The sequence below is a fragment of the Microbacterium sp. CFBP 8801 genome, assembly GCF_014839455.1.
Lineage (GTDB): Bacteria > Actinomycetota > Actinomycetes > Actinomycetales > Microbacteriaceae > Microbacterium.
Genome location: NZ_JACYNU010000005.1, coordinates 127,520 through 150,480 on the forward strand (window position 1 = coordinate 127,520; position 22,961 = coordinate 150,480).

Below are 22,961 nucleotides of genomic sequence, written 5' to 3' on the forward strand. Positions count from 1 at the left end.
GGCGTCACAGACGGGGACGGCCCGTGCGGCCGCGACGCAGGAGAACCACCCCGAGCCCGCCGACGACGAGCAGCGCGCCGAGAACGCCGCCGGTGAGGGCGCCGTCTGCCGACGTGCCGGTGCGTCCGAGTTCGCGTGTTCCCCCGGCGTCGTTCGGCACGGGAACGGCCGTCGACGTGGGCTGGGGGAGGGGCGTGTCGGTGGGTGTCGGTACAGGTGTCGGTACCGGTGTCGGGGGGACGGGCGTCGGGGGAACCGGGGTGGGAGTGGGAGTCGGCGCGGGGAGCACGGAAAGGAACCCCGCGGCATCCACGAGACCGGATCCCGTCACGTCTTTGCGCTCGACACCCGGAAAGATGAACGGAACTTCTCGAGAGGTCGAGGTGAGGGCCGCGGTCACCTGAGCGGGGGTGAGGTCGGGGTTCTTCTGCAGCCCCAGGGCCGCGACTGCCGCGGCGGACGGAGCCGCCGCTGAGGTACCGGTGAAGGAGTAGGTTCCCGGCTCGTCCGGCACCGGAGTGCCGAAGAAGTTGGTCCAGACACCATCGAGGCCCGTCAGGGTGGGCGCCCCGGCGATCGGCTGCGGCAGGGCCTTCGTGCTGGGGAAGGGCTCGAAGTACAGGGTCAGCGGCCCGGTGCCGCTGAAAGGCTCGATGACGGAGGGGTCGGCGGCGTTGGCCGCGACCACGCTGACGCCCGACGGCGTGCCCGCGTGCCCGTAGATGGAGGGGCCGACGATGTCTCCCCCCGTGTTCTCGAAGTACTCGGCGCCGCGAAGGTAGCTTCCGGTGAAGATGGCCTTCACACGCGGAAGAGATGCAGGGATGCCGTCGGTGGTGTTGCGAACGACGACGAAGTCGTATTCGCCCCCGGTGCGGAGGTCGCCCTGATCGGGTTCGAAAGCCAGCGTCTGCAGGGGCAGTCCGAGAGGCTGCGACGGAGTGATGCGAAGGATCTTCCCGTCGGAATCGAGCACGGCTGCCATCAACTGGGTGTCGGACGCCCTGATGGCCTGCGCCCACTGCAGCATGATGGTCGCCGACGGGTTCGCCTGGTTATGCAGGTTCGGGTACGTCAGGGTGTCGGTCGGGTCTGCCTGTTCGGAGGGGCTGAAGTCGAGGCAGTCCCCGGTCATCTCATTGTCGCGAAGGTAGGCCGCCACGGACGGGGGGCAGTCTGTGGGACGGTACTCAGGTGTCTCCCACGACGAGATGACGTGACCGGTACTCGGTCCCACACTGGCGAACGACGTGTCATTGCCGGCGGCGGTGAAGAAGGGGATGCCGTCGGCAACGGCGTCTGAGAGGGCGTTCGAGGCCGGGCCGTCTTGGAACATCAGTTCGCCCGAGTACCCGAGGTCATCGACGATGACGTCGGCGCCTGCGTGTGTCAATGCGTCCACGGCGTCGACGAACCCCGCCTGCCCACCGGATCCGCTGGCGAACAGAAGGGTCGACCCCGGCGCGATGCTGTGCACGAGCTGGGCCATGGCACGCCCCTCGTCGGATCCGGCCTGACGGCTCTCTTTGACGACCTGCACCGGCTGTGCGTAACCGCACGGGTTGCTGTCACCGGGAAGGAGCCCGGCGGCGATGTCCTGTTCCGGCGTGCTCAGGGGGTCTGTCCGTGTCGCGTAGGAGTCCGAGATGATCCCGATCTTCACCCCCGTGCCGTCGACGCCGTAAAGCTCGCGCGCGAAGGGAACGTTCAGGGGCTCGGCCAGGTTGGCTTCGATGGTGCGGCAGGAGTCGGTCGGACGTGCGGCCGAGGTCGTTTCTGCTCGGGCGCCCACGATGTCGCGGCTCACCCCCGATGTCGTCGGGGCGATGTTCTCGAGGACATAGGCGATGTTCGGAAGGGCGGCGACCGTCGCCAGCGCTGCGGCCGGGATCGTCGCGTCGACGACGAGGTACTTCGCCGCCACGTCGTCGACGGTGCCGAGCTCGCGGATGGCAGCGAGATCGCCGTCGGTGGGCGGTGTCGTGTAGTAGATCGTCACGGCGATACCGCCGGGGGAGACCTGCAGACTCGCCGGCCCGCCGTCGACGGTGCCGAGGGTCACCGACTGCTCGTCGATCTGCCGCGATGCTTCTGCGGGGTCGTCCGACAGGTCGAGCTGAGTGACCTGCAGCAGGCGTCCCGAGAGCGTGTCGGACCCATCGTCGTCCGGTCCCGGTGCCGCCGATGCCGCGGTACCTGCGAGAAGGGTGGTGACCAGCGAGCCAGTGATCACGGCGCCGACAACGGTCATTCTGCCCAGACGGTGCACGCTTATCCCCCAAGAGCCAGCGGCCCCGAGCAGAGCCGCGCTCACAATAGCAGCCCCCGATTTCGCGGCCAGAAGCTACGCTCCTGTCGTGATCATCGCCGTCGAAGCTCGCGTCTCGAAGGTGATCGCGTTAGCCCCCACGCTCGGCTGGTTTCGCGCGCCGGGTGCGCTCGATCGACTCCATGTTCCGGTCGTCGTCATGACGGGAGCGGCAGACAGGGTGACGCCTCCGTCAACCGTGGATGTCCTGCGCGCTGCCCCCGCCACCATCAGCGTGCGAACCTACCCCGGTGTCGGCCATCTCGATTTCCTCAGTTCGCTGCCTCCGAACGTGTCACCGACACCCGGCCTCGACCACCATGCGTTCCTGGCGACGCTTACTCAGGATTTCGTACGAGAACTCGCATAGCTGCGGCCCCGACCGGTCGGTCTCTCCTCGCGCGGGCGGAACGAGTGGACGACCGAGGTGGGCAGCCCGGGGGCGACGCTCCGTCGTGCTCGACATCGAGGGCAGGAAGACCAACCCCTCAGTCCAGCACGTCGCCCAGGTCGTACGACGTCACCGTCTCTAGCTGCGCGAAGGTGCACGAGCGGGCGTCGCGGTCGGGGCGCCACCGGTCGAACTGCACGGTGTGGCGAAAGCGCATGCCCTCGAGCTGGTCATAGCGCACCTCGAGCACGCGCTCGGGGCGCAGGCGCACGAACGACACGTCTTTGGATGCCGAGAAGCGCGAACGGTCGGTCTCTCCGACGACCGCTTCGCCCTCGGCGTCGCGCTCGACGAGCGGCGCGAGCTCGTCGATGAGTTCGCGGCGGCGGGCGTCGGTCCACGCCGATACCCCGCCGACGCCGTGCAGGATGCCCTCGTCGTCGTAGAGACCGACGAGCAGTGACCCGACGCCCTGGCCCGACTTGTGGATGCGGTACCCGAGCGCCACGACGTCGGCGGTGCGGGCGTGCTTGATCTTGAACATCGTGCGCTTGTTCGGCGCATAGGGCTGGGCGAGGGGTTTGGCGATCACGCCGTCGAGGCCGGCGCCCTCGAACTCGGCGAGCCACCGGCGCGCGAGGTCGGGGTCGTCGGTGGTGCGGGTGACGTGAACGGGATGCGGCACGGCGCCGAGCAGGTTCTCGAGCTGGGCGCGGCGTTCCGAGAAGGGCTCGGCTTGCAGGTCGCGGTCGCCGCGCGCGAGCAGGTCGAACGCGATGAACATCGCCGGCGTCTCGTGCGACAGCATCGTCACGCGCGACGCAGCGGGGTGGATGCGCTGCGACAGGGCCTCCCAGTCGAGTCGCTGGTCACCGCGCTGCCCGCGGGCCACCACGACCTCACCGTCGATCAAGCACGGCTCGGGCAGAATCTCGGCGAACGCGGCGACCAGCTCGGGGAAGTAGCGGGTGAGGGGCTTCGCTCCGCGGCTGCCGATCTCGACATCGGTGCCGTCCCACGACACGAGTGCGCGAAAGCCGTCCCACTTGGGTTCGTAGCTGAACCCTCCCTCGACCTTGGCGTGCTCGGGCACCGCGGGAACGGACTTCGCCAGCATCGGTGCCGGGATGTCGTAGGCCATGGCTCAGCCTTTGCTCTCGCCCCCGGCGAGCGGGACGGGGTTCTTGCGATTCTTGCGACGCGCCCACTCGGCGGGCCGGTCGGTGCCGTTCCAGACGCTGACGATGCCCCAGACCACGGCGGTGAGAGGCACGGCCAGCAGGGTGCCGAGGATGCCGCCGATCGCGGTGCCGCCGGCCAGCACCACCAGCACGACGAAGGAGTGCAGCTTCATGGTGCGGCCCATGAGCACCGGCTGCAGGAAGTTGCCCTCGAGCTGGTTGACGAGCACGACGACGCCGACGACGATCAGCGCCACGATGGGGCCGTTCGTGACGAGGGCGACGAGGGCCGCCAGGATGCCGGCGGTGACCGCGCCGACGATGGGGATGAACGCGAGAAGGAAGACGAGCACGGCGAGGGGCAGCGCGAGCGGCACCTGCAGGATGAGCAGACCGATGTAGATGCCGATCGCGTCGACGGCGGCGACCGAGGCGGTGCCGCGCATGTACGACCCGAGCACCGTCACCGTCTTGTCGCCGATGCGGCGGGCGCGGTCGTAGTGGTCGCCGCGGAACGGGCGCAGGACGAACTCCCACATGCGCGGGCCGTCTTTGAGGAAGAAGAACAGGATGACGACCATGAGCACGAAGCCGGTGACGAACGACGCCACGGCGCTGACTCCCGCCAGGGCGCCGCTGCCGAACTGCGAGCTGGTGACGAAGTCCTGAACGCCCTGGATGAGGCCGTTGACCTGGTCCTGCGAGATCGCGAAGGGCAGCGTGTGGTACCAGTCCTGTGCCTGCTGGAAGCCCTGCACGGCTTGCGAACTGAGCTTCGGCCACTGGTCGACGACGGCGTTGACGACCAGCCAGCCGAGGGCGCCCAACACGACGACGACGGCGAGCAGCGTGAGAAGGGTCGCCAGGACCGCCGGCACTCCCTTGCGCCTCATCCACATCGTCACCGGGCCGAATGCCGAGGCGAAGATGAGAGCGAGGATCAGCGGGATGATGACGAGCGTCACCTGCTGGATGCCCCAGATGAGACCGGCGACGAGGATGACCACGACGATTATCTGCAGCGCACGGACGGCGAGGCGCCCGAACCCGTCGGCCCAGAGGCTTTTCGGAGGCGTCTGCACCTCCTGAGCGACGGAGGTGATCGCGTCGCGTGGCGCGGGATGACGAGAGAACAGGCCCATGCTCACAAGGTAGCGGGGGCGTCCGACATGGCAGGCGCGGGTTGCGCGGTGTCGTGGCGCCGGATAGGGCCTGGGGATGCCGGAAACCGGGGCGTTCCACAGGCCCCCGGGCGGTCGCCGAGGGCCGGTGACCGCGGCCCCGACGCCGAGGAGGGCGCCGGGGCGTGGCATCCGGGGTCAGACGAACGCGCTCATGCCGGTGATGTCGCGGCCGAGGAGCAGTGCCTGCACGCTCTCGGTGCCCTCGTACGTGTGGATCGCCTCGATGTCGGCCAGGTGCTGCATGACGCCGTTCTCGAGCAGGATGCCGTTGCCGCCGAGCAGATCGCGGGCGACCGAGGCCACCCGACGGGCGGCGCGGGTGTTGTGGTACTTCGCCAGCGACGCCTGCGTGGGGCGCAGGCCGCCGGTGGTCTCGAGGTCGGCCAGGCGGCGGCAGTAGAGCTGCATGGCGGTGACCTCGTCGAGCATCTGCGCCAGGCGTTCCTGCACCATCTGGAACTTCGCGAGGGGCTTGCCGAACTGCATGCGTTCCGTGGCATACGTCCGCGCGATCTCGTAACAGGCGGTGGCGTGACCCAGCGCCGACCAGGCGACGCCCGAGCGGGTCGCGAAGAGCGCGATCGATGCGTCCTTGAACGTGTGTGTGCCCGGGAGCACGGCATCCTCGGGCAGGTGGACGTCGTCGAGCGCGATGTGGGCCTGATGGATGCCGCGCAGCGACACCTTTCCGGTGATGACCGTTCCGGTGTACCCCGGGGTGTCCTGCTCGACGAGGAAGCAGCGCACCGCTCCGTGGTCGTCGCCGCCCTCGTTCTCGACCCGCGCCCACACGAACGTGATGCCGCCCGATGCGCCGTTGCCGATCCACTTCTTCGTGCCGCGGAGTGACCACCCCTCGGCCGTGCGGGTGGCGGTGGTCTCGAGCGAGACGGAGTCGGACCCGTGGTCGGGCTCGGTCAGCGCGAAGGCGCCCAGCACCGACCCGTCGGCGAGGGGCTGCAGCCAGCGCTGCTGCTGTGCGGGGGAGCCGAAGAGCGCCAGGGTGCGCAGCGCGAGTCCGCCCTGCACGGCGAGGGCGGTGGCCAGCGACCCGTCGTGCCGCGAGATCTCCATGTTGACCAGGCCCGCGGCCAGGGGAGAGGTCGCGGGGAGGTCGGGGTGCTCGATGCCGTCGGTGAAGAGTTCGAGTTCGCCCATGCGGCGGACGAGCTCGATGGGGTAGGTCGCGGCATCCCATTCGCCCTGCATGCGCGTGCCGACCTCGTCGGCGAACTGCTTCGCGCGCTCCCACGCGGCGCGGTCGGCCTCGGGGATGTCGGCGAAGACGGCGTAGTAATCGGTGTCGCGGCGCCCGAGCAGGTCGTAGCGGGCGATCCGCTCACCGGGGAGCGTGGGAGTCTCGGCATCGGCGTCGATGGTCATGGTTCCCAGTATCGCCCATCTTGGGACTGGGTGTCATGGTGTGCGGGCAGAGCGTTGAGTGTCCCAGACACGCCGCACTCCCCGTGCGGGAGCGGCGTGTTCGGGACACTCGATGAGGCGGGTGCGTCGTCCGCGCTCAGTCCTCGAGCGACGCGCGCAGGCGGCGCGACATCTCGGCGGTGGGCATGCGCCGGGGGAACGCGGCGACGATCACGTCGTCGCCGGCCGGGTCCTCCCCGTCGGGATGCACACCGTACCGACGCAGCACGTCGTCGAGCGCGCGGCGCAGAGTGGATGCCGGAACCCGGGCGCCGCGCATGAGTCGACGCAGCACGTGGTTGTGCACGGCGGTGACGAGGGCGGCGAAGCCGACGGCATCCAGCGGATCGAGGCCCGGGAGGGCGTCGCGCAGGTACTCGTCGAAGAGGCGCTCGTACCGGAAGACGGTGACGATCTCGCGGTCGCGCAGCCCCGGGATCTCGCGCACGATCGCGTAGCGACGGCGGGCCAGCTCGGGGTCGGCGGCGAAGTGGCGGAACACGCGCATCGAGGCGTCGCACACGGCCGCCCACGGGTCGGCGTGCGGCTGCGCGAGGTACGCGCGGGTCTCGCCGATGAGCACCTCGTGGTCGGCGAAGACGACGTCTTCTTTGCCGCCGAACTGGCGGAAGAACGTCGAGCGCGAGACCCCGGCGGCCTGGGCGATCTGCTCCACCGACGTCTGGTCGTACCCGTGCGCGGCGAACAGGTCGATCGCGGCCGCCACGACCGCCGTGCGGCTCGAGGGGGCAGGGGTGTCGCTCACACGGGAAGCCTAACCGGGGCGCCGCTCACCGCCGCCGCGCGCGCGAACGCGCCACCAGCAGGATCACGCCGCCGATCACCACCACCCCCGCGGCGATCGCCAGGGGTACGAGGGCGGTGGCATCCATTCCGGTCGATGCGAGGCGACCCCCGTCGGGAGCGGCGGCCGGGGCCGGAGACGCGCTGGGCGAGGCGATCGGGCCCGCTGTCGCCGTCGGCGAAGGCGTCGGCGTGGGTTCCGGCGTCGGCGTCGGGTCCGGCGTCGGTGTCGGTTCGGGGGTGGGGCCGGGGCGCGGAGGCAGGGCGGCCAAGGCCGCTTCGGCGTCGATCAGGCCGGCGCCCACGATGTTCTCGGCGGGGACCGAACCCCAGGGCGAGGGAGCGCGGGTCGCCGTCGAGGTGAGCAGGGCGCGGATCTGCTCCTGGTCGGTGTCGGGGGCCAGGGAGCGGATCAGCGCGGCGACGGCGGCGGCGTTGGGGGCGGCCGCCGACGTGCCCGAGAAGATCTTGACGCCGGGTTCGTCGGTGTCGGCGCCGAGCACCGAGGTGCGGACCCCGTCGACCGAGAGCAGATCGGGCTTCGACACCACCGGACGAGGGTCGAGCACCGCCGACGGATCGGCCGCGAAGCGCGAGCCGAACGCCCAGGTGACCGGTCCGATGCTGCTGAAGTCCTCGACCTGCAGCGGGGTGGCGGCGGGAGCGGCGGCGACCGAGATGGCAGCCGGGTCGCCGTTGTGGCCCATGATCGTGCGGCCCACGGTGTCGTCGCCGCTCGAGCGCCAGTACTCGGCGGATCCGACCTGCACGCCCTGGTCGAACGAGACGAAGACCGGCGGCAGGGGCAGCGAGGTCGCGGCATCCGGGATCGCGAGGCGCGCGACGGTGATGTCGATCTCGAACGGCTTGTCGCGGGCGGGCAGGGCGACGGTGAAGCCGGGGGTGGCGTCCTGCAGCGGTGTGGGGGCGGTCGACAGGGGCTCTCCGTCGATCATGACGACGGGGACGAACAGGCCGCTCACGCGGTCGGCCGGCTCACCCCATTGGAAGATCACCTCGCCCTCGTTCTGCACGCCGATCACGTAGTTCAGGGTCGTGTCGGAGCCCTCTGCGGGGTCGACGTCGAGGCAGTCGAGGGGAGCGGTGCGTCCCTGCGCGAGAACCGCCGCGGTCACCCCGTCGGGGCAGGCGGTCGGCCGGTACGCGGTCGTCTCCCAGCCGTTGACCGGCGCCTTCGACTGACCCGGCCGTGGGGCGACGGCGATCTTGTTGCCGTTGCCCGCGGCCGTGAAGTAGGCAACGCCGGCCGCGGTTGCGCGCACGATCGCCTCGCCCGAGAGGGAGCGCTGGAAGATCGAGTCGTCTTCCATGCCGATGTCGTCGACGATGACGTCCGCGCCCGCGGCGACCAACAGGTCGATGGATTCGCGCAACGAGGCCGCGCGATCGGCATCCACTCCCGCGAACATCAGCGTCGCGCCCGGGGCGATGCCGTGCACGAGCTGCAGCATCGCGCGTCCCTCGTCCTTGCCCCCGGTCGTCTCGTGGACGACATCGACGGGGGTGGTGCGCCCACAGGGGTTGCCGGGGCCCGGCAGCAGACCGTGGGCGATGTCGTCGGCCACGGTGGCGCCCGCGGCGGAGGTCAGGCCGAACGAGTCCGAGAGCACGCCGACCGTGACGCCGGTGCCGTCGACGCCGAAGCGCTCCCGCGCGAGGTCGGCCTTGAGCGGCGCGTCGGCGTCGACCGGGATCGACCGGCAGGATTCCGCCGCGTCGGTGGGGACCGCCCACGCGGCGGGGGCGATACCGGCGGTGACGAGGATGAAAGCGAGGGCGAAGCCCACTGAGGTCCGCACGCGAACGACTCCCAGGGTCGGTGACGCCGTCGACTGGTCAGCTCGGCGGTGGCTCAGGGAGCCGACGAGCTTCATCCTAGGGGCCACGCTCAGCGCACTCACAGCTTTCGTGGACTCCGCACGTAGACGACGGGACCGGCGTCGGCAACCCGCTGCGCGGAGGCCGTCACCGAGAGTTCGATGGGACCATGACCTCCCCGCTGTGGATCCGAGACCGCACGCCCGCCGACACGACCTCGATCGAGCCCGGGACGCACCACGACGTGATCGTCGTCGGTGCCGGGATCACGGGCCTCTCCACCGCCGTGCTGCTCGCGGAAGCCGGCGTCGACGTCGCCGTGGTGGACTCCGGCGACGTGGGCGGGGGCGCGACCGGGGCGTCGGTCGGCATGGCGTCGCTGCTGCAGGGCACGACGCTCGCGACCCTGCGTCAGCACCACCCCGCGAGTCTCGTGCGCGCCTACGTCGAGTCCAACCGCGCGGGCCAGGAGTGGCTCGCCGAGCGGGCGGGTGCCGCAGCCGACCGGCGGACGGCGTTCACCTTCGGCCGCGGTCTCGCCACCGACACCGCGCTCGACGCCGTCCGCGACGCCGCGCGCGAGGCGGGCCTCGACGTGCGCGAGGACGCCCCCGACGAGCTCGGCGGGCGCACTCCCGTGCGCGCCCTCGCCCTCGACGACCAGCTCGCCCTCGACCCCGTGCAGCTGGTCGATTCATTGGCCCGCGCGGCCGTCGACGCCGGGGCGACTCTGCACACCGGGGCGCGCGTCACCGACGTGCACGCGCTCCCCACCGGACGCGTCGACACCGTTCACGGTCCGCTCCTCGGCGACACCGTCGTGCTCGCCACGGGCACGCCCATCACCCGCCGCGGGTTGTACGACCTCAAGACGCGGGCGCTGCGCTCGTGGGCGATCGCCTTCGAGCTGGAGGGGGATGCCGCGGCCCCCGGCGGCATGTGGAGCGAGGCCGGCGTCGACGGGCGCAGCGTCGTGGCGGCACCGTCGTCGCTCGGGCGTTCCGCGCTCATCGTCACCGGGGCACGGCATCCGGTCGGCTCAGCGCGGTCGGAGGTCGCGCTCGCCGAAGAACTGGCCGCCTGGGCTCGGCGCACCCTGCCGGTGGGGGCCGAGATCGCCCGCTGGTCGGGTCAGGACTACCAGTCGCACAACCTCGTACCGTTCGTCGGGGGGATGCCGCGCGGCCTCGGCCGCCTGCGTTTCGCCACCGGATACGCGGGGTGGGGCCTCACGAACGCCCCCGCCGCGGCGATGCGGTTGAGCGACGAGATCCGCGGAGTCTCACGCGGCGATCGGCCGCACTGGATGCGCACGATCGGCACGCGCATGACGGTGCCCGCCGACCTCGGTCGGGGGATCGGCGAGGCGAGCCGGCGGGTCGGCGTGGTGGCGGGGGCGCTGACCTCGGCCGTCCCCGCCCCGGCGAAGCGCCCCGCCGAAGGGGCCGGCGTCGTGGCGCGCCGGGGCCTTCGCACGGCGGCGGTGTCGACCGTCGAGGGGTGTACCCGCGCGGTCGTCGCCCCGGTTCCGCTCACCTGGAACGACGCGGAGCGGTCGTGGGACAGCCCCGTCGACGGTTCGCGCTTCGCGCCCGACGGAACGCGGCTCGAGGGCGCGGCCTCGGCGGATCTCGACGTGCGGGGTGCGGTGGGCTGAGGTCGCGGGCGCCGCGCACACTCGGCGCTGCGCGCGAGACGCCGCGGCCTCGCCGGCGCTCACGCGAGAGCTGTGCGGCGCCTCAGCTCTTCGCGCCGGTGAAGGCGAGAGCACCGCCCAGGCCGATCATCATGACGCCACCCGTCGCCGAGAGCGTCGAGATGCGCTGCGGCGAGCGGGCGAACCATGCGCGTGCGGTGCCGGCGGCCAGGGCCCAGGCGCTGTCGCACGTGAGAGCGAGCACCTGGAAGACCAGGCCGAGCAGCAGCAGCTGCAGCCACACGGCGCCGGCCTGCGGGGCGACGAACTGCGGCAGCACGGCGACGAAGAAGGCGATGGTCTTGGGGTTCGTGATCCCCACGACGAAGCCCTGGCGCAGCAGCATCCACGACGAAGCGGGGGCGCGGGACGCACCGGCGACGTGGTCGCGGCGGTGACGGATGGCCTGGATGCCGAGCCACACGAGATAGATCGCCCCGACGACCTTGAGCACGGTGAAGGCGACCACCGACGACGCCACGATCGCCCCGACCCCGAACGACACCGCGAGCACCGCGGGCACCGTGCCGAGGGCGTTGCCGACGACGCTCAGCACGCCCGCCCGACGACCCAGGGCGATCGAGCGGCCGATGACGAACAGCACGCTCGGACCGGGGATGACGATGATCACGACCGACGCGGCGACGAAGGCCACGAGGTTCTCGAGCGGAGGCATGAGTGAAGGGTAGTGCGGCCGCGTTACGCGCAGACGTCACGGGCGCCCCGGGCGATTTCTTCGTGCGCGGGAGGGAGGGGAGTGGCGGGATGCCGGGGCGGCGGGCGCACTACGCCGGCACCGTCTCGCGTGCGATCAGCTCGGTGATCCGACCGACGCAGCCGCCGCAGCCGGTGCCGGCGCGGGTCGAGGCCTTCACGCACGCCACCGTCGGCTCCCCGGCCGAAACGGCGTCGCGGATGGCTCCCGCGCTCACTCCGTTGCACCAGCAGACGGTCGCGTCGGCCGCGAAGGGGTCGGCGACGACGGCCATGCCGACGTCGGGCGCATCGAGCCGCAGCAGGGAGGAGCGGTCGGCGGGCAGCTCCGAGCCACGCTCGAACAGCAACGTGAGCTCGGCGCCGGTGCGCGGCATCCCGACCGCGACGAACCCGGTGAGCACGCCCTCGACGGTGACGAGCTTCACGTAGGTCCCGCGCGCGGGGTCGGCCCAGAGGGTGACCTGGGGGCCATGGCATCCGGACGCATGCACGGGCGCGAAGGGGTCGGCGTCGACCTCGCCGCCGGCGACGACGTCGATCCCCTCGGCCTTGAGCATGACGACCCCCGGACGCTCGGCGACCGCGGGCGACGAGACGCCCGATGACAGCAGCGCCGCGAGGCGGTCGGCCTGGCGCCAGCCCGGTCCGATGAGTCCGGTCGGCCCGCCCGGCACCCGGCCGTCGGTGTCGGCGTCGGCGGGATCGGCGACGTGCGCGCAGTCGCCGATCGCGTACACGGCCGGGTCGGTCCACGAGCGCGACGAGCCGTCGACGAGCACGCCCGCCGAGGTGGCGAGGCCGCAGAGCGATGCCAACTCGGTCCGCGCACCAACCCCGCACGACAGCACGAGCAGATCGCCGGCGAGCACCTTGCCGTCGGCGCAGGCCAGGCCGTCGAACCAGGCGTGGCCGTGGTCGTCGTAGCGCTGCACGATGCTCTCGGCACGGGCGTGGTGCACCATCTCGACACCCGCCGCGTGCGCGGCGGCGGCCAGCACGCGCCCGCCGTTCTCGTCGAGCGTGCGGTTCATGGGGGCGGCCGAGTGGTACGCGACGATGACCTCGGCGCCCGCTTCGGCGGCGGCCAGGGCGAGTTCCATCCCCAGCACGCCGGCGCCCAGCACGACGATCCGCTGCCCGGCCGAGACGGCCGCGCGCACGAGTTCGGCGTCGGCGAGATCGCGCAGCGCGACGACGCCGCGGGGGAGCGGCGCCCCGCCCCGGTCGAGGTCGTCGGGCGCCCCGGGTCGGGCCGACCGGTCGCGCCGAGCCCGCTCCAGGCCGGCCAGCGTCGGGACGTTGGCGCGGGCGCCGGTGGCGAGCACGAGTCGGTCGTAGTCGATCCGGATGCCATCGTGCAGGCGCACCACCTGCCGATCTCGGTCAATGCCGACCACCGTCGCGCCGAGCACGAAGCGCACGCCCGCGTCTTCGGCGACGCGGCGGTCATCCATGTCGAGGCCCGCGCGGTCGGCGCGGCCCACGGCGTACTCGGCGAGCAGCACGCGGTTGTACACGTCGTGGGTCTCGGCCCCGACGACGGTGAGGTCGATCCGCCCCGCGCGCACGGCGGGGAGCAGCCCGTCGATCAGTCGCGCCCCGACGGGACCGTAGCCCACCAGCACCACGCGCTCAGACATGCATCTCCTCCTGGGGGCGCTGATCCGCGCGGTCCGCCACCAGAACGCCGGGGCGTTCCACGACGTGGGGTAAAACGGCCCGGGCGTCGGTCGTCACGGCACCGGTCGTGGTGGGGGCGCCTGGGGTGGCGGCATCCGGAGCCACCCGCACCCGCGTGCGTTTGAACTCGGGCATGGCCGAGGTCGGGTCGACGATGGCCTCGGTGAGGCGGTTGGCGCACTCGTCGCCGGCGTAGTGGAACGGTAGGAAGACCGTGTCGTGGCGGATGTCGGTGGTGACCGTCGCCCGCGCCCGCACGGTGCCGCGCTCGTTCGATACGGCGACGAGCGCATTCTCGCGGATGCCGAGGCGGGAAGCCGTCGCCGGATGGATCTCGAGCCGCGCCTCGGGGCGGGCGCCGTTCAGCTCGGCGACGCGTCGGGTCTGCGTTCCCGACTGGTACTGCTGCAGGTAGCGGCCGGTGACGAGGGTGAGGTCGCCGCCGCGGTCGGTGGGCGCCGGGGGAGTAGCGGACACCGGCACGAGGCGCGCGCGGCCGTCGGCGTGGGCGAAGCGTTCGGTGAAGGGTCGCGGGGTGCTCTCGGAGCGGTACGGCCAGTACGCCTCGACGCCGGTGTCGAGCAGCGCGTGCGACAGGCCCGAGTAGTCGGCGACGCCGCCCTCCGAGGCGCGGGCGAGTTCGTCGAACACCTCGGCCGGATCGGTCGACCAGGTGGATGCCGCGCCCAGGCGCCGCGCGATCTCGGACATGATCCACAGCTCGCTGCGGGCGCCGTCGGGCCCGGGCAGCGCCTGGCGGCGGCGGATGACCCGGCCCTCGAGAGAGGTCATCGTGCCCTCCTCTTCGGCCCACTGCAGCACGGGCAGCACGATGTCGGCGAGCTCCGCGGTCTCGGAGAGGAAGAAGTCGCACACGATGAGGGTGTCGAGGGCGGTGAGGTTCGCGCGCACGGCCTCGACGTCGGGCGCGGAGACGACGACGTTGGAGCCCGCGACCAGCAGCGTCTTCACCGGACCGCCGAGCTCTGCGAGCAGCGCGGTGGCAGGGATTCCGGCATCCGGAAGCGTGTCGGGATCGACGCCCCAGACCCCGGCGACGTGCCGGCGGGCTTCGGGGTCGCGGATGGAGCGGTAGCCGGGCAGTTGGTCGGCCTTCTGGCCGTGCTCGCGGCCGCCCTGGCCGTTGCCCTGGCCGGTGAGGGTGCCGTAGCCCGAGCCCTCACGGCCGACGAGACCGAGCACGAGGGCGAGGTTGATCGCGGCGGTCGCGGTGGCGGTGCCGTCGACGTGCTGTTCGACGCCGCGTCCGGTGAGGATGTACGCGCGTCCCGCGGCGAGGCGTCGGGCGGTCGCTCTCAGGTCGGCAACCGGGACGCCGGTCGTCGCAGAAGTCCGCTCCGGCCACCACTGCGCGACGCTGCGTCGGACCGTGTCGAACCCCGACGTGCGCTCCTCTATGTATGCCCGGTCGGCGAGGCCTTCGGCGAGGGCGATGTGCGTGAGACCGAGGAGGAGGGGCAGGTCGGTGCCGGGCGCTGCCTGCAGGTGGGTGCCGGCGCCCTCTTCGGTGAGGCGCGCGGTCGCCGAGCGGCGCGGGTCGACGACGATCAGGCCGCCCGCGGCGCGGGCACCGGCGAGGTGCGCGAGGAACGGCGGCATGGTCGCGGCGACGTTGGAGCCGAGCAGCAGGATCGTCTCGGCGTCGTCGAGGTCGGTCACCGGGAAGGGAAGGCCGCGGTCCATGCCGAACGCCCGATTGGTCGCGGCGGCCGCCGATGACATGCAGAAGCGGCCGTTGTAGTCGATGCGCGAGGTGCCGAGTGCGACGCGGGCGAACTTGCCCAGCTGGTAGGCCTTCTCGTTGGTGAGTCCGCCGCCGCCGAAGATGGCGTTGGCGTCGGCGCCGTGGTTCGCTCTTGTCTCGCGGAACGCCGCCGCGACGGCATCCAGAGCCTCGTCCCAGGTGGTCTCGGCGAGGGTGCCGTCGGAGCGTCGGGTCAGTGGCATCCGGAGTCTGTGCGGGGATGCCAGGAGCTCCGCCGACGTCCAGCCCTTGGCGCAGAGCCCTCCCCGGTTGGTGGGGAAGTCGCGGCCGGTGACCGTGGTGGTGCCGTCGTGGCGCACGGTCATCGCGCATTGCAGCGCGCAGTAGGGGCAGTGGGTGTCGGCGGAGCTCATGGGCGGTCAGATCCGCACGCCGGAGCGCTTCGACATGCGCAGGTACACGCCGGCGGTGAGGGCGAGGAAGACGACGTAGGCACCGACGAACCAGCCGAGGGCCGGGGTGTACGAGCCGAAGGTGGTCTTCGAGAAGCCGAGCAGCTGCGGGATGAAGAAGCCGCCGTACGCGCCGATCGCCGAGATGAGGCCGAGGGCCGCCGCAGCCTTGCGCTGCGCCCCGATGCCGTTGTTCGAGCGGAGCGCGAAGATCGTCGGGATCATGCGGTACGTCGCGCCGTTGCCCATGCCCGCGGCGGCGAACAACACCAGGAAGCAGAGCAGGAAGACGGCGAAGTTCTGCATCGGCAGGGTGAGGATCACACCCAGGATGCCGAGACCCATCACCGTGAACGCGCCCATCGTGATGACGGTGCCGCCGAAGCGGTCGGCGAGCTTTCCGCCGTAGGGGCGGGCGAGCGAGCCGACGAGCGCGCCCAGGAAGGCGAGGGTGACGGTGGCGGTGCCGATCGCAATGCCCTTGAAGTCGGGGAACGTGTCGGCGAGCAGCTTCGGGAAGACGCCCGCGAAACCGATGAACGAACCGAAGGTGCCGATGTAGAGGACGGCCATGACCCACAGGTGCGGCTCTTTCAGAGCGGCGAGGGATGCCGTGATGTCGGCCTTGGCGCTCGAGAGATTGTCCATACGGAAGTACGCGCCGACCATCGCCACGATGATGAGCGGCACCCAGATGAGGCCCGCGAGCGGCAGGTTGAGGGTCGCGGCGGCACCGACGGTGATGACGATCGGGACGACGAACTGGGCGACCGAGGCACCGAGGTTGCCGCCGGCGGCGTTGAGTCCGAGCGCGTAGCCCTTCTGGGCCGCGGGGTAGAAGAACGTGATGTTCGACATCGAGCTGGCGAAGTTGCCGCCGCCGAAGCCGGCAAGGGCGGCGATGAGCAGGAGCACGCCGAACGGAGTTGCGGGGTTCGACACCGCGATGGCCAGGCCGATGCTGGGGATGAGCAGCAGGGCGGCCGAGACGATCGTCCAATTGCGACCGCCGAAGCGCGGAACCATGAACGTGTAGGGGATGCGCAGCGTCGCGCCCACCAGGCTCGGCATCGAGATGAGCCAGAAGATCTCACCCGTCGACAGCTGGAAGCCCGCCGCCGGGAGCGACACGACCACGACCGACCACAGCTGCCAGACCACGAAGCCCAGGAACTCGGCGAAGATCGACCACCGCAGGTTGCGGGAGGCGATGGCCTTGCCGACGCTGTTCCACTGCTCGGGGTTCTCGGGGTTCCAGTTGTCGATCCAGCGGCCGGGGCGGTGTGTGAGTTCTTGTGCTGCTGCCTCGGGCGTTGCGGGCGGCGCGGCGGCCGCTTCGGGGCGCGGGTCGGTGACGGTCACGGGGTCCTCCGGTGGACGATGCGGGGAGGTGCAGCGCCCCGCATGGGTGGGGCGTGCCGTCAGCGTAGGGAGGAGGGGTTTCCCGGGAGGGCGTGCCCGGGGGCGGGGAGGTAACGGTTGTCTCACCCGGGCGGAGGGGGGTGCGAGAGGGGGAGTTTACTTGGGCGTTACATGGGTGGGGGTCAGGGCGGTTGATTTCCGATCGCGCCTTGGCTGCGACGCCTGTCATATGACCGATTATCAGCTCGCGGGGTATGCATTGAAATCCCGGGCGCAGCACCCCGCTAAGCGGTTCGCATGTTGTGTAGTGTTTGCAGCGAACCGGTTGGGGGAGTCATGCGGGATGTTTTCAGGGCGTACTACGCGCCTACCGGCGCCGAGCTTGACGCTATATGGAATGACGGCGTGATCGTATTCGACACAAATACGTTATTGAATTTCTTTCGGTACACACCGAGTACGCGCGACGATTTCCTCCGTGTCTTGGAAAGTCTCAATGATTCGCTCTGGGTCCCGCATCAGGTTGGTTTTGAATTTCAGGAGCGACGCCTAGATGTTATCAGCGGCACCGCTGAGGTGTTCAAGAGGGTCAAAGATGCGTTGATCAGTGGGAAGAACGGGGTAATCAAGACGCTGAATGAGTTCAAGCATCATCCATCGCTTGATCGCACCGAGTTAAACGGGGAGCTTGAATCGCTGGTGGCTAGACTGACTGAGGTCATTGACCGGCAAGAGGAAGGCCACGAAACATGGGTGGCAGGCGAGGGCAATCCCGAGCAAACATTTGAGCGCCTTAGCGACCTTCTGTCGGGCAAGGTGGGGAGCGGATTTTCCTCGGATACGCGGGCAGAGATTGAGAAGGACGGTCAAGCGAGGTATGCGGCGAAGACACCGCCAGGCTACCGTGATGCTGGAAAGACGAATGGGAACCAGTACGGCGATCTCATTATTTGGAAGGAGATTCTTGAGCTGGGAGCGACTTCGAAAAAGCCGCTGATTTTCGTCACCGACGACGGGAAGGACGACTGGTGGAGGATCGAGCGGGGCAAAACTCAGGGGCCGAGGCCGGAACTCATCGACGAGTACTGGGCGGCCGCTGGGCAGCGCATCCACTTTTACGAGCCTCTGCAGTTCCTTCGCTTCGCCAAAGAACGGACGCGTGTCAACGTCAGCGATGGTTCACTCGAGGAGGTGGAGGAGGTTTCCGCCTCCAATGAGCGAGCGTTCCAATTCCTCCTCGAGGAACGGCATCGTCTTTACAACGAGCGACAGGCTCTGCTGAGACAGCTTGAGTTGCGTCGGGGAGGTGGGACGACCCGAAGCCGGCAGCAGGCGCTCACCCGTGAATTGGATGGGGTAGACCGGGAGGTGAACGATCTAGCCTCGCAGCGGGAACTCGCGAAGGCCAGGATAGAAGCCGCGGCGCGGTTGCTCCGAAAGACCGACGACAGCCCCTCGTCAGACGACTACATCGCCCGCTTTGGCAATCAGCTCGAGATTGCCGCAGTCCTAGACAGACGCGCTGAGTTCCTTGAGCAGAGGCGCAGTGAAATCACAGAACAGATCGAGAGAGGGCGCCAAGACGGGAGCCGGTTTGACGATCAGTACCTATCGCGCCTGCGTCAGCTCGACCACGAGATTCACGACCTCAACCAGCTGCTAGACGAGTCTCAAGACTGACAAAGCTTTTGGCTGGCGTCGTATCCAATGGCCAGTCTTACAGCCCAGCATGCTTGGTGAGCGGTCAAACCTGGCGCGCGTCATCGCGCTGGCTGCAAACGCGACAAGAGGACACCGTTCGGGAGTCACGATCCGTGCGGCTCGTCGCGGCGGCGCTTTTTGCACGTGTCTCGATATACGTGGGCGACGAAGCTCCTCAGGTGCGCCGACCGGTTTCGAGCTGCATCGGGCCGATCGAAGGAGTCACGATCATGAAATCTACATACTGGTGACCCGACGACACATCTCTCGCGGTCGGCGTTTCCGGCTCCGCAGCAGAGAGCCCCGGGAAACATCCATGCGACGGACCCGGCGCTGAACGCGCGCGTAATCAGCTGTCCGGCTGTGTCGTCGCGATGGGAACGTCGATACGGTCACGCGCCACGACGATTCCGCCTTCGAGTACAAAACACTCGACGACGTGATCCCCACGGAAGACCGTGTGCTCCCTTCGTTCACCCGGCCGGGATGAATCAATGATTTGCCCGCGGATGCAGTGGCGACTAACTGCTTCGGGGCCCCTGTTGAGAACCTTCCACTTCAACTCGTACGGTTTCGGCACGTCGCACGACGTCACGAAGAACCGGAGGTCCTTGCTGGCCAGAAGCGGCTGACGAGACGTGAGCAAAGCGAGCAGTCGCGTCGTCCGCCATCCGTCCTGCGTCACCTCGCAGTCGATGGAAACGCTGGCGGAGATGTCGACGGGGTAGACGTCCTCAATGAATTCCTCGGTGCTGGAGGTAAGGGTGAAGGAGTCGGATGCGGCGAGAGACTTGGTCAGTGTCAGCGGCGCCGCCTTGCCGAACACCTCGCGCCACTTTTTCGCTGCGGCGGCGGTCTCGCCCGCGCCGATGGCCTCGACGCAGCGGTTGTACGCCTTATGTGCCTTCGACTGAAACTTTCCTTTCACCTTGACGCGCTGCTGACTGCCCAGCGCGAGGTAGAAGTCCTTCTCCGGTTCATCTTTCAGAAATTCGAAGAAGTCCCGAGTCATCTCGTCGAATGTGTCTGTGGTAGTCGCGTCGTAGTCGGTGGTGGTCGAGAAAAACCGGTGAACCAACGTGTCGATCAGCAGTCCGCCCATCGGGGCGCCGTTGTGGTTCTTCCAGGCCCGGATCATCCGCGCGAGGTGGCGCATGTTCCTGTTGGTTCGGTCATTGCAGTTCTTGACCGCGGCAATCTCTTCTCGAGGCTTGGTGCACTTCCACGCCTTCGCGACGGTGTCTGGGTAATCGAAGGTGGAGTCGTCGTTTTCGAAGGCGGGCTGCACCTCGAACTTGAAAGCGTTGCTAATGAACTGGACCCTCACCACGCACTGGTCGACGCGCACCTCAGTCGTGGGATAGCGGGCGCTCAGGGCGTCGCGCACCCGATTCAAAATCCGTCGGGGACCGTTCTCGTCCGCGTAGGCCTCTCGCAAGGAGCCAGGCAAGATGAAGATCATGTCGAGGTCGGACACCGCGTGTATAGCGGTGTGCCGTCCGTACGAGCCCACCATCAGCTGGTTGTCGGTCACACTGTCTTTCCCGCGGAACTCTCTATTGAGGGCCTTCGCGATCTCGTCGCGACGAGTCGCGACGATGGTGTTCTTTCCGCCTACCTTCAAGTTCTGCAGCAGTTCATCGAAAAGCTCAGAGGTTTTCATGCGGGCTGTCCTTTCGTTCGCAGTCGCAGCTGTGCGGGGAGGAAGAGATCAATCTCGTCCACGGTGAAGGTCATTTCTTCGTTTTCCTTCAATCCGGCCTGCGCTTTGGTGAACGCCTTGCCGCCGGTGCGGGGTGCGCCGGCGTATGTCGCGCGGGTGGTCTCCTGGAGGTGGTCACGTCGTTCCCTCGCCTCGTCCGAGGAGAGTTGACCATCCATCAGATCCGTGATCAGGGACAGGTACGACTCGCGCACGTCCCACAGCTGGGCGGCGACATCGCGATGAGAGCCCGCATCTTCTGCAAAGGTGAACGTCTTCGTTGCCAGGCTCAGCCCAGTCACCAGCAGCGCGACGAAGGAGACGATCACGCTGGTCACCTGCGGGCTAAACACGAACCCCGCCAGGGACGCAAGGAAAGTGGTCGTGCTCAGCGCCGTGAGCGCAATGAGGGCTCCTTGCTGCCATCGGTGCAACGTGAAGTACTGGTCCGCCTGCTTCTCATGAACCTTTTGGCTATAGACGACGCGTCCGAAGGCTTCGCGGACCTGGGCAAGCAGGAGATCGTCGCCTCCAGCGGCCATGCGGAGCAGCGGTTCAGTGGGCTCGTCGGTCATGCGGAGAGTATGACGGCAACCTCCGACATCGCCGACGCCGCCGAGGACGCTCTGATTCCGAGTGTGGGGCGCTTGACTGCGTTGCTCCGCTGCGAAGACTTTGACGGAGTGGGTCCGCGCATACCTTTACTGACGTACCGTCTATCGGTCCATGTGGCTTGTTTCCTTCTGTGCCGTCGCGGCGGCCGAAGGTTGTGAGCTACGGGCACCTCGGAAGCAGGCAAGTCCGCGTTGTTATGCCTCACTACGCACCGGATTTCCCGCCCCTGCGGCATCTCTTAGCTTCATCTCACCAACCCCTCCGAAGGCAGGTGAAGCCATGTCCCGCACGGTCTCGTCGACAGTCCACCCGATCCAGCGCTGCATGGCAGCCTCGAACCCGTCGGCGTGGTGGGACGGCCTCGTGATCGACGCCGATGGCACGACGGGGACCGTCGCGCTGCTCAACGGCACGACGGTAGAACTGCGGGTCATCGGTCCGGCCGTCGACATCGCGGTGGGGGAGGCGGTGGCCTACCACCCGGTTGCGGAACTGCTCAGCGCGTCGGCGGTCCTCACGACCGCGCGTTTGGCCTAACCCCGCAGGGCACGCAGACGAATGACTCAGGACGAGCGTGAGGTTCTCCCGTCATATTGGTCGCCGTTCTCGTCCTCGCCGTTCTCGCGGTCGTCTTCCTGTTGACGTCCGGGCTCCTGGCGACATTCCTCGATCCCGAAGTGGATCAGACAGACATCGAGGCCATCCTCGCCTCGCACTTCAGGACCATATCGTCGCAGGCCATCGCGCAGTAACGGCACATCTCGTCCATGTCGGCGTGCGCGCGTTACTCGGCGGCGCTCGCCTTGCCCATGGTCATGCAGGCGGTCACTATGACGCTCAGAACGTCCCAACTCATCCCGGCCGGTTTCAGCACATCGCGCAGCACGTCGCTATCTCGGGGCCGCGAGGCGCGCCCTGATCGAGAGGATCCGCGCCGCTCGGATGAAATACGGGCTCCCCTGCGGTGAAATCTCCTCAGTGATCGGCTGTCTCCTGCTTCGGTGTTGAGCACCGACACGGGAGGAAGGGCCTCGCCGTGTTCCTCAACGAGGAGGACCAATGCGCCGTCGGTTGAACGTCGTCATCACCGCAGGGATTACCTGCGCGCTCGCGATATCGGTCGCGATGCCCGTTTACGCGTCCGATACGGCGCCCGAACCTTCCGAAGGCGACACTCTCACCGCGGTCACAGCGGAGGCTCTCGAGGCGCATTACGGAGAGCAGGCTGATCCGGTCCAGGCCGGGGCCGCGTCTGAAGTTGAGCTGAGTCCGGAGGGGCTCTCTGGTCAGGCCGTGGATGTCGTCCTGCCGTCGACGCACTCAGCTGAGGTCGAAGGTGACGAGTCGTCCGCCGCACCGGTCTTCTATACGGACGCGACGGGGGACGGCATACGTATCATCTCGACGTTCCCCACCGCGGAAGATGTCGTTGATCTGAGGTACGAGATGGGTGGCGTCCTTGATCCCTACCTCGTGCAAGTTGGCGACGCGTTCAAGGTGCTCGACTCAAATGATCGATACATCGTGGATCTTGCCGCGCCCTGGGCCATCGATGCCTCGGGGCGATACCTCCCCACCCGCTACACACTGACGGGAAACGAACTGCGGCAGGACGTTGATTTCACCGGCGCAGTTTTTCCCGTGGTGGCGGATCCGGCTTGGACCTATGCGGTAGATCACGCATCCTTCAACCTGATCACCGGCAAGGAGAAGGCCACGCCGTCGCGGGTCATGGCTGAGTTGAGACGGTGCTTCAACTGCAGTTTCCCGGTTGCGAACGCGCCGCGAGCCTTCCCATCAGTCGGTCAGACCATCAATCTCAACGCAAGCCCGTTCACCATGATCAACGTCGCGGCACCGGTGCGAGTCTCAGCGGTCGTGAAAGACGGATTCAACTTCATCGCGTTGCCCGGTCACTTCGACGGAGTTGACTCTACGGTCTCCTTCCGCTTCTACAACGACCGTTCCGGGTGGCTGCACATCTCGGTCGTTGCGCTCATCTGGAAGGACCGAGGTGCGCTCGCGAACGAAACGAATCGCCGCATCGCGAGCCAGACGTGGGCTAATTTCCTGGCCAACCTGATCCGCCAGCGCACGCTGTAGCGTCAGGCCATGCGACACGCGTCCCTACGCCCGAGCGCTCGAGCTCTTCTGGCTTGTTTTGTCGCGGGCGCAGGGGGA

The 22,961-nt window shown here is 68.7% G+C and carries 17 protein-coding genes; 5 read left to right on the forward strand and 12 right to left on the reverse strand.

All coding sequences use genetic code 11. The features are described 5' to 3' along the window. Nucleotides 1–4: 4 nt before the first annotated feature. A complete protein-coding gene (locus IFR11_RS08200) occupies nt 5–2,233 on the reverse strand; it encodes a S8 family serine peptidase (RefSeq protein WP_206755300.1) in 2,229 nt (742 codons plus the stop codon). Between the two features lie 124 nt (nt 2,234–2,357). Here IFR11_RS08200 and IFR11_RS08205 point away from each other — a divergent pair, with 124 nt between their 5' ends. Further along, nucleotides 2,358–2,678 carry a hypothetical protein gene (locus IFR11_RS08205; protein WP_191915812.1) on the forward strand — a complete coding sequence of 107 codons (321 nt, stop codon included), beginning with the start codon at nt 2,358–2,360 and terminating at the stop codon, nt 2,676–2,678. Between the two features lie 118 nt (nt 2,679–2,796). Here the strand turns inward: IFR11_RS08205 and IFR11_RS08210 are convergent, their stop codons facing one another. From IFR11_RS08210 to IFR11_RS08230, 5 genes are all read right to left on the reverse strand, one after another. Beyond that, a complete protein-coding gene (locus tag IFR11_RS08210) occupies nt 2,797–3,840 on the reverse strand; it encodes an ATP-dependent DNA ligase (protein WP_191915813.1) in 1,044 nt (347 codons plus the stop codon). A gap of 3 nt (nt 3,841–3,843) precedes the next feature. Continuing rightward, entirely contained in the window at nt 3,844–5,022 is a 1,179-nt protein-coding gene (locus IFR11_RS08215; RefSeq protein WP_191915814.1) for an AI-2E family transporter, read from the reverse strand. A gap of 177 nt (nt 5,023–5,199) precedes the next feature. Next, entirely contained in the window at nt 5,200–6,447 is a 1,248-nt protein-coding gene (locus IFR11_RS08220; RefSeq protein WP_191915815.1) for an acyl-CoA dehydrogenase family protein, read from the reverse strand. 136 nt (nt 6,448–6,583) lie between these two features. Further along, nucleotides 6,584–7,252, reverse strand: a complete 669-nt coding sequence (locus IFR11_RS08225) for a TetR/AcrR family transcriptional regulator (protein WP_055936279.1) — start codon at nt 7,250–7,252, stop codon at nt 6,584–6,586. Nucleotides 7,253–7,277: 25 nt separating this feature from the next. Beyond that, a complete protein-coding gene (locus IFR11_RS08230) occupies nt 7,278–9,110 on the reverse strand; it encodes a S8 family serine peptidase (RefSeq protein ID WP_191915816.1) in 1,833 nt (610 codons plus the stop codon). A 188-nt stretch (nt 9,111–9,298) separates the two neighbouring features. Here IFR11_RS08230 and IFR11_RS08235 point away from each other — a divergent pair, with 188 nt between their 5' ends. Continuing rightward, entirely contained in the window at nt 9,299–10,786 is a 1,488-nt protein-coding gene (locus IFR11_RS08235) for an FAD-dependent oxidoreductase (protein WP_191915817.1), read from the forward strand. 82 nt (nt 10,787–10,868) lie between these two features. Here IFR11_RS08235 and IFR11_RS08240 read toward each other — a convergent pair whose 3' ends face one another. From IFR11_RS08240 to IFR11_RS08255, 4 genes are all read right to left on the reverse strand, one after another. Beyond that, nucleotides 10,869–11,501 (reverse strand): LysE family translocator, encoded by a 633-nt coding sequence (locus tag IFR11_RS08240; RefSeq protein ID WP_055834121.1) that lies wholly within the window; start codon nt 11,499–11,501, stop codon nt 10,869–10,871. A 109-nt stretch (nt 11,502–11,610) separates the two neighbouring features. After that, nucleotides 11,611–13,182 carry an FAD-dependent oxidoreductase gene (locus IFR11_RS08245; RefSeq protein ID WP_191915818.1) on the reverse strand — a complete coding sequence of 524 codons (1,572 nt, stop codon included), beginning with the start codon at nt 13,180–13,182 and terminating at the stop codon, nt 11,611–11,613. Continuing rightward, nucleotides 13,175–15,361, reverse strand: coding sequence for a molybdopterin oxidoreductase family protein (locus tag IFR11_RS08250; protein WP_244630662.1), 2,187 nt, complete (start codon nt 15,359–15,361; stop codon nt 13,175–13,177). The genes IFR11_RS08245 and IFR11_RS08250 overlap by 8 nt, the downstream gene beginning before the upstream one ends. A gap of 6 nt (nt 15,362–15,367) precedes the next feature. Further along, entirely contained in the window at nt 15,368–16,762 is a 1,395-nt protein-coding gene (locus tag IFR11_RS08255; RefSeq protein WP_191915819.1) for an MFS transporter, read from the reverse strand. Between the two features lie 405 nt (nt 16,763–17,167). On the opposite strand from IFR11_RS08255, the gene IFR11_RS08260 reads away from it, so the two are divergent. Beyond that, complete coding sequence (locus IFR11_RS08260) at nt 17,168–18,442, forward strand: PIN-like domain-containing protein (RefSeq protein WP_191915820.1); 1,275 nt, start codon at nt 17,168–17,170, stop codon at nt 18,440–18,442. A gap of 370 nt (nt 18,443–18,812) precedes the next feature. Here the strand turns inward: IFR11_RS08260 and IFR11_RS08265 are convergent, their stop codons facing one another. After that, nucleotides 18,813–20,126, reverse strand: coding sequence for a nucleotide-binding domain-containing protein (locus tag IFR11_RS08265; protein ID WP_191915821.1), 1,314 nt, complete (start codon nt 20,124–20,126; stop codon nt 18,813–18,815). After that, a complete protein-coding gene (locus IFR11_RS08270; protein WP_191915822.1) occupies nt 20,123–20,740 on the reverse strand; it encodes an SLATT domain-containing protein in 618 nt (205 codons plus the stop codon). Before IFR11_RS08270 ends, IFR11_RS08265 begins: the two co-directional genes overlap by 4 nt. 319 nt (nt 20,741–21,059) lie before the next feature. Between IFR11_RS08270 and IFR11_RS08275 the strand changes: the two genes are divergently transcribed. Together IFR11_RS08275 and IFR11_RS08280 are read left to right on the forward strand one after the other, a co-directional pair. Next, complete coding sequence (locus IFR11_RS08275; RefSeq protein WP_191915823.1) at nt 21,060–21,317, forward strand: nuclease; 258 nt, start codon at nt 21,060–21,062, stop codon at nt 21,315–21,317. Nucleotides 21,318–21,839: 522 nt separating this feature from the next. Further along, complete coding sequence (locus IFR11_RS08280; RefSeq protein WP_206755301.1) at nt 21,840–22,883, forward strand: hypothetical protein; 1,044 nt, start codon at nt 21,840–21,842, stop codon at nt 22,881–22,883. Nucleotides 22,884–22,961 lie beyond the last annotated feature (78 nt).

Bases quoted from the DNA above. Each gene is read 5' to 3' on its own strand.
- IFR11_RS08210 (WP_191915813.1), bottom strand. From the start codon at position 3,840: ATGGCCTACGACATCCCGGCACCGATGCTGGCGAAGTCCGTTCCCGCG.
- IFR11_RS08215 (WP_191915814.1), bottom strand. From the start codon at position 5,022: ATGGGCCTGTTCTCTCGTCATCCCGCGCCACGCGACGCGATCACCTCC.
- IFR11_RS08220 (WP_191915815.1), bottom strand. From the start codon at position 6,447: ATGACCATCGACGCCGATGCCGAGACTCCCACGCTCCCCGGTGAGCGG.
- IFR11_RS08235 (WP_191915817.1), top strand. From the start codon at position 9,299: ATGACCTCCCCGCTGTGGATCCGAGACCGCACGCCCGCCGACACGACC.
- IFR11_RS08240 (WP_055834121.1), bottom strand. From the start codon at position 11,501: ATGCCTCCGCTCGAGAACCTCGTGGCCTTCGTCGCCGCGTCGGTCGTG.
- IFR11_RS08245 (WP_191915818.1), bottom strand. From the start codon at position 13,182: ATGTCTGAGCGCGTGGTGCTGGTGGGCTACGGTCCCGTCGGGGCGCGA.
- IFR11_RS08250 (WP_244630662.1), bottom strand. From the start codon at position 15,361: ATGAGCTCCGCCGACACCCACTGCCCCTACTGCGCGCTGCAATGCGCG.
- IFR11_RS08265 (WP_191915821.1), bottom strand. From the start codon at position 20,126: ATGAAAACCTCTGAGCTTTTCGATGAACTGCTGCAGAACTTGAAGGTA.
- IFR11_RS08270 (WP_191915822.1), bottom strand. From the start codon at position 20,740: ATGACCGACGAGCCCACTGAACCGCTGCTCCGCATGGCCGCTGGAGGC.
- IFR11_RS08275 (WP_191915823.1), top strand. From the start codon at position 21,060: ATGTCCCGCACGGTCTCGTCGACAGTCCACCCGATCCAGCGCTGCATG.
- IFR11_RS08280 (WP_206755301.1), top strand. From the start codon at position 21,840: ATGCGCCGTCGGTTGAACGTCGTCATCACCGCAGGGATTACCTGCGCG.